Origin of the sequence: Vibrio sp. CAU 1672 (assembly GCF_029223195.1) — a bacterium.
Classification (GTDB): Bacteria; Pseudomonadota; Gammaproteobacteria; order Enterobacterales; family Vibrionaceae; genus Vibrio.
Genome location: NZ_JARHUF010000003.1, coordinates 299,740 through 311,409, shown reverse-complemented (window position 1 = coordinate 311,409; position 11,670 = coordinate 299,740). Strand labels below are relative to the sequence as shown.

The following is an 11,670-nucleotide window of genomic DNA, read 5'->3' as shown; positions in this document are numbered from 1 at the left end:
CCTCATCCACTACGGTGAGTTTAAAAGCGAGGGAATAATCGCGCTGAGTTCTTTTATTTGTTGATTTCATAACACTCTCCAATTTTGGGGTTGGAAAGTGTCAACCTTATTTAGGACGGAACACTGTTGTGATATAAGCCGCCTGTTTAAGGCGGTTTTTTTTATTGTGCCGGTATCTGTCCGTACGTGGAATTTGCTTGCTAGCTTGAAGTGTTGACATATCTCGCGACCTTATCTGACTCTGAGCTCGCAGCGGCTCAATTAATCTGTGGTAACATAAGGGCTGTTTTACCTTAGGTCCTCATCATGCATCATCAGATCGATTACTTATTGCAATTTCATCAACGGGCCCGCCAGCATTTCCAACGCGGGGGGGTGGTGTTACGTGGTGCCCCTGACTGGCAGTCGGCGCTCATCACATCACTCTACCATCAGAGTCTTGACCAGCGTTGGTTCTGTTTAGGTGACTGGGAACTGGACGGCGCTGTTTGTGTGTCACCCAAGCAGGGCCAGCAGTTACTGGGACGAGAGTGTGATGTGCTGGTGTATGACGCCCGCGAACAATTTGATGCCAATAGTTTTGCTGCGGTATTGGGTACGCTGGTTGGCGGGGGGATGTTGATTGTACTGTTAGCTCAGCCATCACAGCAGACGCCGGCCCAACAGTGGATGGAGTGCCATTGGCAACGTTTGACCTCGCTCGAACAGGGAGCACCACTGCCCGCTTTGCCTCACTGGAGCCACTGTCGTAGCCAGACCACTTTCGCCCAGCAACAATACGCGGTAGAACGGGTTGTCAAAGTGGTTACCGGGCATCGCAAGCGTCCTTTTGTACTGACTGCTGATCGCGGCCGGGGCAAAAGCAGCGCATTGGGCATTGCCTGTGGCCAGTTGCTTGAGCAGCGACCATTGCGGATCTTAGTCACAGCACCATGCCGCAAGTCGGTTGACCCTGTGTTTGCCCACGCCAGGGGCACCATTACTCAGGCTGTAAGCCAAACCAAAGACCGTTTGCAAACCGGGCAGGGGTATCTGCAGTTCATTGCTCCAGATGAGTTACTTTCGGCGCAGCCAGACTGCGATCTGTTGCTGGTCGATGAAGCGGCGGCAATACCGGTGCCAATGCTGCAGCGGATCACCAAGCGTTACCACCGTCTGGTTTTTTCCAGTACTGTGCATGGTTATGAAGGCTGTGGCCGTGGCTTCACGCTTAAGTTTGTTGCCTGGTTGAGACAGAACCGGCCCGGTATGCATGAGTACCACATTCAGCAGCCCATCCGTTGGGATCAAAACGATGGGTTGGAAGCGTGGATGTACGCTGCGTTTCTACTTGATAGTGAACTGGCTCCTCAGCCAGAGCCGCGGCCAGCACCGCTGCAGTTAAGCAAAATGAGCAAAGCAGCGCTGATTGAACAGCCACAGTTGATGCGGTCATGTTTCGCGTTGTTGGTTAACGCGCACTATCAAACCGCGCCGAATGATTTATTGCAACTGCTCGATGACCCATGCTGCCATCTCTATCTGGCATCTGTGGGGGAAAACCATGTTGGTGTGATCATGGCGGTTGAGGAAGGCAGGCTGGACGCAGCACTGATCGAGGCGATTCAGAGTGGTAAACGACGGCCGAAAGGGCACCTTGCGCCGACTACTATCGTCAACCATCTTGGTTACGCATCTGCAGGCGAGCAATCTTCGCTGCGGGTGATGCGCATTGCGGTTCACCCACAATGGCAGGGAAAAGGGGTTGGCAGCGAAATGCTTAGCTTGCTTGACGCTCAGTTGCCAGCGGAAGTGGACTACCTCTCCACCAGCTTTGGTGCCACAGCGGAGTTATTGCGATTTTGGTCTCAGGCGGGTTATTACCCCATCCGGCTTGGCACCGCGCGTGATGCCGCGAGTGGCTGCTATTCACTAATGATGACTTGCTCACGCAGTGCCAGGGCGAGTGTGTGGATGGTGCCGTGTCAGCAGCTGTTTCAGGAGTTCATCCGACTGGGGTGTGCAGATACCTATCCGCAGCTGGAAACGCCACTGCTACGAGAGTTGCTGAAAGGCTTTATGCCGCAAGCTGTTTCACCAGCGAAGCTCCGGTTGATCCAATCCTATGCCAACGGTGGCGTGAGTTTTGAGTCGATCTGGCCGTGGCTCAAACAGTGGCTGATGGGCTGCCCTGCTGAGGACTTGTCAGATTTGCTGTTAGACAAAGTGATGATGGGGTTAGACTGGCAAGCATGTGCTCAGTGTTATGCCCTCACAGGGCGTAAGCAGATCGAGAAGACATTGCGTGCTGAAATCAAGCGACTGGCAGGCTGATTTACACTGTAAAATGTTATGTGTCGCTTGGTGTGAATCAGATGAAATTTACACTGTAAAACGCTTGCTTCCCTGTAGCACTGATTGTCAGTGCGTGAGTAAGATAAGCAGTTGATAGCGATACCCGCACGCATGGCAATGGATTGCCTTGCGTCTGATGAGCTTTTGCGAAAAGCACTTTATGTTTGATACAACTTCGCAATGCTATTCCCTTTGCCCACGTGAAGCTTCAACCTGGTGACATAGTAAGTTCTTCTAATTGTCGCCATCCTTGCGACCGTAATTATTGTGAAATTCTTGTTTGGCGCATTCAGGTTCGCCTAATTCTATCCCTGACGATGCCAGGATTAAACTTTAGTGACCTGAGCCGGATTCTTATAACTGAGAGTTTTGTTCACAACCGCAATTTCGATAGACTGAGTATAGCGATGGGAAGCGAACGAAGCGACTATGTGGAAGATATGTCTTGAGTGGACTGATGATCAGCAGCAGATACTAGCGCGATTGCCAGTGGATATCGAACTTAGCGGTGAGCTAAATTCAAAGGAATTGCCTGACCAACTTCAGGCTATGCAGGCTGAGCGACTGCTGGTTGATGAAGCTGAGGTGACGCGTTTTATTAATCATGCCCGAGAACGTAAAGCCGAAGCTTATGCGGGGATGGTGATCGCGCGCGTGCAAGACGCGTTCGTCGATGTCGAGCTGAGCAACAGTGACATGCTGGCCAGTATGAAGGTGACTGGCGCGTATGGCGGGCGGGGCTTGCGTGGTCCGGAAATCGTCCAGGCTTTGGCAAACGCCCGGGTGACGAAAGGGATCAACAAGTTAGCTTTGAAAAAAGTACTGGTGGTAAGTAACCAACTCAAGCCGGGAGAAAGCTTTTTGCAGCCTGTCGCGGTTGGTAAGCAACCCGTTAAAGGTAAAGACGCGTCATTTACTCCCTTAGTTAAAGACATCACCAAACGTGTACTCAGACCCAAAGGCAGTCAGTCTGATACTGATAAGATTGATTTGCGTAACCTCGGCGAGACGATAACGGTCGAGGCGGGCGATGAGGTAATGCGCCGGATACCGGCAACCAAAGGTGCTTCCGGCTGTACCGTACGGGGGGACATCGTCCCTGCTCAGGCTGGGAAGGATATGCCGCTCAAGCCGGGGAAGGGAACAACAATATCATCAACGGATCCCAATCTACTCGTTGCTGCTGTATCAGGGATGCCCTTGATCAAGGAAAAATCCATTGAAGTGGATGATGCCTTGTGTCTGAACAATGTCGACGTCAGTACCGGCCATGTGAAGTTTAAAGGCAATGTGGTGATTAGCGGTAATATTGAACCTGGCATGGTCGTCAAAGCGACCGGGTCGATCACCGTCGGAGGGTTCATCGAATCAGCCGATGTCCAGGCCCAGGAAGATATTCAGGTAGGTAAAGGGATCATTGGCCACACCGTCAGCGATGGTGAAGCAAAAAGTTGCCAGGTTAAAACCAAGGGATCTATCCGGGCGAACTATGCTCAGTATTCATCGCTTCAGGCCGGGCAGGATATCCAACTCGCCGTGCACAGCATGAACAACCAAATTAAGTGCGGACACAACCTCACGGTTCTCGATGCTGCGGAGAGAAACGGTACCCTGAGTGGTGGAGAAGCCAAAGTCGGTGATAAAGTCACGTGTTTGCAACTTGGGGTGGAAGGCGATACTGCCACCAAGGTTGAAGCGTTCGCTCGTTTTCAGGCTTACAAAGACAAGATTGCCGCATTGAAAGCTGATTATAAAACCGCGCAAGAAGAAACCATGGACGTGATTCGCAAGGAGCTGGAGTTTAAGAAGAAACCCAAATCAGAGCGCAGTGAAGAAGAACAGGGGCATATTGATGATTTGAAGGAACAAAATGCGACCTGTCTCGAAGCGGTGAAACTGAAACTCGAGCAACTGGAAAATGAATTTGACGTATTGCTGGCGGAGAATACTGTTGAAGCGAAAGAGCGGGTATTTACCCGCGTGACGGTTCAGTTTGGTGATGAGCAGGTTACCACCAGACGCACGCATGGTGGCTGTGTTTTCCGATTTAACCAATATGAGATCCAGGTTTCGGCCAATCTGGAAGAAGAAGACATTGTTCTTTAAACCGAACTAAACAAAAGCGCAGCCATCTGGCTGCGTTTTTGTTGCGGCGGAGTTGGTGTTTGCGGCCAGGGTGGCGTGGTCCTGACGACGCTGAGGTTTATATCCCACGGTTTATCTGCTGCACACAAACGTTTTACACTGTAAACCGGGAAAACTTGGGGTTGGCGTCAATCCTGACATTGAGCGTGACTGGCGTGATCCCGCTATTAAGCCTCCCTTTGCCGTGACGTTATTTTCTGCCTCTTCGGGTATAGAGGCGTGATTTGGATGTGTTCTCGCCGGCGACTGTTTTTGGCAATTTCAGTACCGCCTTTTGCAGTATCAAATTATTGGGGTAGGTGATGAGGTTGCCATTGTCATGCTTGATTAATACGTGGAACATGCTGATGTTTTGGATCTCACCACTAATATCTTCATCTTTTTCAACGACTTTGATCCTGTCTCCAACTCGGTAAGGAAAAACAAAAAAGATGAGGAAACTGGCGGTGATGTTGCTCAGAATGGACCACTGAGCGATAAAGGCAACCCCGAGCACCGCGAACACGGAAGAAAGGAACAAGGATACATCACCATAGCCGATACCAATAGTAATGGCAAAAAAGGAGGAGAAAACAAACAGCAAGCCGACGTTCGTCGCCCGCTGAATAAAACTCAGCCGTGCTTTGCTGACCCCTTTGGCTGCCGCGAAGTTAATGATGGCTCGATTGACCATTTTTTTGAATACCACATAGGCCGTGATGATGATGATGCTCATCAATATTTTGAAGCCCAGCGAGCCATTGTTTAAGTAGTGGTTGAGTTGATCGAGATTAATCCACGGGTTCATTAGTGTTGCTCAACGTCAATGTCAAAAGAGTGTTATAGCCGAAATGTCCGCATAAGTAATCTGAATTCATTAGTCTTCGCGTACGTCTCTCGGAGCGGTGTGCTGCTTCACGCAGGCCACAACAGGGTTAACCGGTAGCTTTGACTTTGCCTTGTTTAAGGTCATCCAGCACTTGAGCCTTCGGTCCATCCGCGATAATACAGCCTTTTTCCATCACAATCACCCGATCCACAACATCCAGCATTGAGGTTTTATGGGTAATTAGGATCAACGTTTCATGCGCTTTCAGCTGGGCTAACTGATGCTTGATGTGCATTTCTGAACGGTTGTCCATTGCACTGGTTGGCTCGTCCAGTAGCAGGATCGGTGGTCGTCCCAACAGAGCGCGTGCAATGGTGACAGCCTGGCGCTGGCCGCCGGACAGCATTGATCCGCCTTCACCAACCTGACGCTCTAAGCCCGCAGGGTCAGATTGGGTAAATGCGGTCACCCCGGCACGGTTAGCGGCATTCAATACGTCCCGGTCGTCGGCCAGTGGCCGACCGAGGGTAATGTTGTCGCGGATAGAACCAAAAAACAGTGTGAAGTCCTGCGGTACGCAGCCAATATTGCGTCTGACATCGACATGGTGCAATTGTTCAATGTCGGTATCGTCAATACGCACATGGCCTTCAGAAGGCTTATACAGGCCCATAATGAGGCGCTCTAAGGTGGTTTTGCCAGAACCAATTCGGCCAATGACAGCGACTTTCTCGCCTGGGTTGATGGTCACGCTGAGATCGCGAATCGATGCGTCGGAAGAGTTCGGATAATGAAAGGTGACCCGCTCAAGTTCAATTTTCCCGTGAATGATAGGCCGGTGAATGTAGCGTTTGCCTTCCTGCTGTTCGTCTGGCATTGCCATGACCCGGTTAATGATGGTCATTGATGATTTGGCTTGATTATAGCGGGTCGACAGGAGCGACAACTGAACCAGTGGCCCGATGGCCCTGCCACTCAGCATTGTTGCGGCGATCAGCCCGCCCATGGTTAGATCGCCACGTGCGATCAGATAGACCCCTAAGATGATCATGCCGACGCTGCTGCTCTGCTGGACCAGGCTGGCAGCGTTTTGAATACTATCGGTGATCCGGCGGCTTTTGATGTTCCAGTTGGCCATGTGGGCAACGGCTTCTTCCCAGCGGTACTGGAACTGGCTTTGGGCGCAGAGCATTTTAACCGTTTCCAGCCCGGCTAAACTTTCAATTAGGTTGGCATACTTTTGTGAGGCAAGACGAGAACCTTCTTCAATCGACTGGCGCAGTGGTCTTTGGATAAGCAGCGAATGGATGATTAAGATGATCACACCGGCAACCGGAATGTAGACTAACTCGCCTGCCATCAGCCAGATGATCAGCAGAAACAACAGGGCAAACGGCAGATCGATCAGGGCGCTGACGGTGGCGGAGGTAGAGAATTCACGTATCGACTCAAATTCTTGTAAGTGACGGGCAAATGCTCCGACGGAAGGAGGGCGCGCTTCCAGCCTGATCCCCATCACCTTACTGAACAGTTTGGAGGAGATGAGGATGTCAGACTTTTTCCCAGCAATGTCAATAAAGTAACTACGCAGTGACTTTAACAGGAAGTCAAACAGGAACACCACGAACACACCACTGGCCAGTACCCACAGGGTTTCAAACGCGAGGTTAGGTACCACTTTGTCGTATACCAGGCGGGTAAACATCGGTGCCGCAATGGCGAAGATATTGATCAGCAGTGAGGCGATCAACACATCACGGTAGATGCGTTTTGATTGCCACAGTGTTGACCAAAACCAATGCCCGGGTTTAGGCATTAGTACTTGGGGTGACCGTTCATCAAAATGAAACTGCTTCTTGATCAGAAAGTAACGGCCGGTGTACTGCCGGTTGAGTTCTTTTAGCGACATCGTCACCGGCATCATGCCACTTTCGGCGGTGTTGATTTCGGCTTCCTGCCGATCCGAACTCAGGCTAATCAGCACGCAGGCCTGACCGTCTCTGAGAAGCAGTATTGCTGGCAAAATTAAGCTGGAGATATCCGCCAGTGGGGCGCGGTTTTCCCGGGCGAGCAATCCGGCCCTTTCTGCCGCTCTGGGTAGCAGGAACGGGGTGAGTTTACCATCAGCAAGAGGTAAACCATTGGTCAACGCTTCAGGTGAGTTGGCCAACCCGTAATAACGGCTAACGTATATGAGCGAGTTCAGTAAAGGGTCCTTCATCCTCGTGGCACCTCGTTATTCTTTGTCGACAATATAGCCCTGGAATACCTCAACAAAATTCTCAGTAAGAAAATCCAGCTGGATTTGGGTTTCAACCCGAGAGGCAATGGTGGTAATGCCCAGGTTATGCGCGGTTCGTGAAATAGACGTTAAGGTGAACTTCTGCTTTTCGTCATGCAGGCTATGGGTAAACAAGTAGTCCAGCTTGACATAGTTAGGACGGAACTCCTGGATGTATTCGAGCGACTGGAAATTACGTCCGTAGTTATCAACGCCGAACTCTGCCCCGGCCTGACGAATAGTGTTGCACAGCAGTGCGGTATGGTGTGGATGCTCGATAAAGCAGTCTTCCGGGATTTCAAAGTGCAGCAGTGGTGCGACGCTGGCGTGTTGCTCCAGTACGCTGGTGGTCCATCGGATAAAAGAGGGCTGAGCCAGACTGCTGTGGGCAATATTGATCGCCACCGGGTCGGTCAGTTCGCCGCTTTCCAGCCGCTTAATCATCGACTCAATCACATATTGATCGAAAATGTTGGTGGCTTCTAACTGCTCGAGGGCGAACAAGTATTGGTTGGCACTGAAGACTTCCCCGTCTCGTTCAATATTTGAAAACACCTCGTTGTGGAACACTTTGCCCCAGGTGTTCTTCGCTGACTGAAAACGGAATTTGAACCAGTCGTTATGGATGGCTTCTTCAACCAGGGCTTTCCACTGTTGTTTACCCATCAGGTTCGACGGGCTGTCACTGCCAATGAACCCATAGGCTTTGTCCGGCTGCGCTTTGGCCTTAGCCAGCGCATTGTCGACCATCGAGAGCACTTCACTGCGCGTTTTATGCTCTTTGTTGTGCGCTACCCCCAATACCGCTTTGGGTTTGGCCATCCCGGTCGGGTCAGTGTTAAGGCTGTTCAGACAGTTCACAATGGTGTCGGCGAGCAGGCGAAGTTCGCTTTCATCCATATGCGGGAACAGCAGGCCAAACTCATCACTGGAAAGGCGGGCAATCGTCGCCCCGGGCACATCAATGGTGTTTTTCAGGCGCAGGGACAGCTCTTTGACGTGCGCATCCGCGCGCTGATAATCCTTGGTCTCATAGATATCACCAATGTACTCAGCATGCAGCAGCATGATTCCGCCCTGGGTCTGCTCGGCCAACCATTGGTCGATCTGATTGAGGTAGAAGGAACGGTTGCCCAGTTTAGAAATCGGATCGAGGTAAGCCTGGGCCCGCAGACGCTGCGCTTCTTTCGCCTGTTGTTTAAATGACAGTTCAATTTGAGCCGACATCATATTGATGCCATCAACCACCGCGATCAGATCTTTGGTTTTAGGTCGTGCCAGCGGCTCACCGAACTGGTTGTTGGCGATCTGTTGCATTTTCTGCACTATGGTTGCCAGCGGTTTGAGTGAACGGCGCAGGATGTAGGAAATGGCAATTAAGCCAGCCAGAAACACCAGGCTGAAAGCGGTGAGCAGGCGAATGAAACCTTGCCAAAGCTGTTCATATGCGGTGCCAGGGTGGCTGATGATTTCGATTTCAGCTAGCTGCATCCAGCCACTGGTGACCACCCGTTTGTCGTGGAGTGCTTTAAACAAGTTTAAGTTAACAAACCATTCCGGTACCGAGCTGGGTTTGATCGGATAAGAACGGACGATCTGGTAATCGGAATCCAGGGCGGTCAGGCGCACCATCGAGTAAGTACCGCCATCAAACAACGCGTTGATGACGGATTCGACCGCCACTCTGTCTTGCTCTTTCAGGTAAGGAGCCAGTGCCAGACCCACCGTATTTATGGTATTGCTAACCTCAGAACGTTGTTGTTGCTCTAAACTGTTCCGAGTAGTGTTGAATTCGGTTACAAATACTGACGCCAGTAAAAGTATAAAGACTGTAACCATTCCCACTACAAGTTTCTTATAAAGGGTCATTGTTGTTTACTCGTCGTAGTTAATTTTAGGTGTATTTAATTGCAACTTACGTTCGCGTGAGCGTAAGTCATTCCAAAGGCTCAAACGGGATGATTTTCCGGCTAGCCGTCCCGCGCGGGCCGGGGATTTCATCAACCACAAGTTTGTCCCGTTAAAACTGTATATCGGCAATAAATCATTCCGTTGAGAAGCGCGGACTATCTCAGGATTGATGTTGTCGAGAATCAGTGGCTCCGAGCTTGGGGTCGGGTAGTAAGCCAACACCATGTGGAACTGATTCAGTTCAATCGATTTCACATAAACCAGACGCATTTTAGAGTCTGGGATGTTCAGTTCAAGCAATGAAAAATACTTGGCAATGGTAAAATCTTCGCAATCGCCGGCATTACTGCCGAGAAATTCCAGCGGGGTCGCCCAATAGTCGTTCTTACCCCAAAGTGTAATGTCATTGACAAAATACAGTTGGTTGAAAAAGTCGTTAACCCCGGCCAGTTTCTCTGGTGTTTCCGAGTGTTGTAATAATTGAATATTTTCCCGCCAGGTAAGCACCCGCTGCCCGGCACGTTCTCCATAAACGTCACTTACGGCTGTTACCCATTGCTGCTCTTGCTGACTCAGGGCGCTGCTTTCCAGGGCACAGCAACTCAAGCTTATCAGTAGCGTAACTTTACGCTTCAATTTGAATGGCATACTCGATTCACTTCACAACTGTTGCTACTGGTTGTGCTCGCGATTGAGACCACATTGCGTTTTTGCTCCGGTTTCGCCACACAGGGTGACCTGTTACTCTTTAAGCGCATTGTTTTTAGCGTTCAAAATCGGTTGCAGCAAGTACTCCAATACGGTTCTCTTGCCGGTAATGATATCGACCGAGGTTGTCATACCGGGAATTATGGGTAAGTTGGAATCCTGACCAAATCCGGTTTTTTCGGTGCGAATCCGAACAATGTAAAAACTGTTGCCCTCTTCATCTTGGGTGGTATCAGCACTGATGTGCTCTAACTTGCCTTCCAGGCCTCCATATTTAGTGAAATCATAGGCAGAAAACTTAACGATGGCCGGTAAATCAGGCCGCAAAAAAGCGATATCTTTGGGAGCTATTCTGGCTTCGACCAACAGGGTATCTTCCGTCGGGACGATTTCTACAATATCCATTCCCGGCTGAATGACGCCCCCTACAGTATTGACATTTAAGGTTTTGATATTGCCGGTTACCGGAGAAACCACCACTGTGCGGTTAACCCGATCTTCCAGCCCTACGGCAGACTCAACCAGTGCAGAAAGCTGATCCTGGGTACTATTGAGTTTTTCTTGCTGCTCTGAACGAAAGCGTAATGCTACATCAATACGGTTGAGCATTGCTTCTTTGATCGCAGATCTGATCACCGGTATCTTCAGCTCACTTGAGGTCATTTCACGGCGAGTGTCGTTGACCTGACGCTGTAGTTTGAGCAGTTCTATACGCGGTACGACCCCTTCATCGGCCAGAGGCTGGGTGATTTCCAGCTCCTTTCTGGCAAACAGGTAGCTTTGGCGTAGGTTGCGCACCCGGGCTTCAATTTCGATCAGATCCTGCTGTTTTTGCTTAACCTGCTGGTCAATTACGGACAGCTGATTGCGCAGATTATCCAGATCTTCCCGGTACTCGGCTTTTTGCCGCTGGGTTAACAGCGGTTGTTCTTGCTCCAGAGTGGGCGGAAATGTCAGCTTGCCATAGTCCAGTGTTACACTGGCTTGCCAGTCCTGCTGGTTAAAGTCACGTTTGACCTGGACACTATTGATTGAGGCGGAGAGTTGTAACACCGACGCGGTCAGGTTAGCCACCTGCTGCTCACGTTCACGAAAGTCAGAACGGAAGCGGGTGTCGTCAATGAGGATCAATTGCTGGCCTTTTTCGACCAACTGTCCTTCTTTGATCAGAATATCTTTCACCAATCCTCCTTCCAGGTTTTGCACCACTTGCACTTGCGAGGAGGGGATCACTTTTCCTTCACCGACAGTGACTTTGTCGATTTCCGCCCAGGAAGCCCAGCCTACGGCCGTGACAAAAAACAGCACCATCACCCACAGCATCAGGCGCGCGCTGTTGGGGGTATTAAGCAACAACGCCGCGGTTTTGTCATCGACAAAGTCGAGTTCGTCGTTGCTAAGCTGGTGGTATTGTTTTCGGCTCATTGCGTTCCTTGTTAGGCCTGTTTTTACCTATATTTATGATTTATATAAGATAAGTGGT

Annotated in this window: 7 protein-coding genes; 2 read left to right on the top strand and 5 right to left on the bottom strand. The window is 50.5% G+C overall.

The window, feature by feature from the left end; all coding sequences use genetic code 11:
- The first annotated feature begins 306 nt into the window (after positions 1-306).
- Positions 307-2,313 (top strand): GNAT family N-acetyltransferase, encoded by a 2,007-nt coding sequence (locus tag P2G85_RS05255; RefSeq protein ID WP_275863066.1) that lies wholly within the window; start codon positions 307-309, stop codon positions 2,311-2,313.
- Positions 2,314-2,763: 450 nt separating this feature from the next.
- Entirely contained in the window at positions 2,764-4,440 is a 1,677-nt protein-coding gene (locus tag P2G85_RS05250) for a FapA family protein (RefSeq protein WP_275863065.1), read from the top strand.
- 229 nt (positions 4,441-4,669) lie between these two features.
- On the opposite strand, the gene P2G85_RS05245 is transcribed toward P2G85_RS05250, so the two are convergent.
- From P2G85_RS05245 to P2G85_RS05225, 5 genes are all read right to left on the bottom strand, one after another.
- On the bottom strand, positions 4,670-5,266 hold the full coding sequence (locus tag P2G85_RS05245; RefSeq protein ID WP_275863064.1) for a mechanosensitive ion channel family protein: 597 nt from the start codon (positions 5,264-5,266) through the stop codon (positions 4,670-4,672).
- A gap of 127 nt (positions 5,267-5,393) precedes the next feature.
- On the bottom strand, positions 5,394-7,508 hold the full coding sequence (locus tag P2G85_RS05240) for a type I secretion system permease/ATPase (RefSeq protein WP_275863063.1): 2,115 nt from the start codon (positions 7,506-7,508) through the stop codon (positions 5,394-5,396).
- A 15-nt stretch (positions 7,509-7,523) separates the two neighbouring features.
- Positions 7,524-9,437 (bottom strand): EAL domain-containing protein, encoded by a 1,914-nt coding sequence (locus P2G85_RS05235; RefSeq protein WP_275863062.1) that lies wholly within the window; start codon positions 9,435-9,437, stop codon positions 7,524-7,526.
- 6 nt (positions 9,438-9,443) lie between these two features.
- Positions 9,444-10,127, bottom strand: coding sequence for a transglutaminase-like cysteine peptidase (locus tag P2G85_RS05230; protein WP_275863061.1), 684 nt, complete (start codon positions 10,125-10,127; stop codon positions 9,444-9,446).
- Positions 10,128-10,220: 93 nt separating this feature from the next.
- A complete protein-coding gene (locus tag P2G85_RS05225; protein WP_275863060.1) occupies positions 10,221-11,612 on the bottom strand; it encodes an HlyD family type I secretion periplasmic adaptor subunit in 1,392 nt (463 codons plus the stop codon).
- Positions 11,613-11,670: the final 58 nt, after the last annotated feature.

What these genes read in the sequence shown, in the direction of transcription:
- P2G85_RS05245 (WP_275863064.1), bottom strand. Translation starts at nt 5,266, where the DNA reads ATGAACCCGTGGATTAATCTCGATCAACTCAACCACTACTTAAACAAT.
- P2G85_RS05230 (WP_275863061.1), bottom strand. Translation starts at nt 10,127, where the DNA reads ATGCCATTCAAATTGAAGCGTAAAGTTACGCTACTGATAAGCTTGAGT.
- P2G85_RS05240 (WP_275863063.1), bottom strand. Translation starts at nt 7,508, where the DNA reads ATGAAGGACCCTTTACTGAACTCGCTCATATACGTTAGCCGTTATTAC.
- P2G85_RS05225 (WP_275863060.1), bottom strand. Translation starts at nt 11,612, where the DNA reads ATGAGCCGAAAACAATACCACCAGCTTAGCAACGACGAACTCGACTTT.
- P2G85_RS05235 (WP_275863062.1), bottom strand. Translation starts at nt 9,437, where the DNA reads ATGACCCTTTATAAGAAACTTGTAGTGGGAATGGTTACAGTCTTTATA.
- P2G85_RS05255 (WP_275863066.1), top strand. Translation starts at nt 307, where the DNA reads ATGCATCATCAGATCGATTACTTATTGCAATTTCATCAACGGGCCCGC.
- P2G85_RS05250 (WP_275863065.1), top strand. Translation starts at nt 2,764, where the DNA reads ATGTGGAAGATATGTCTTGAGTGGACTGATGATCAGCAGCAGATACTA.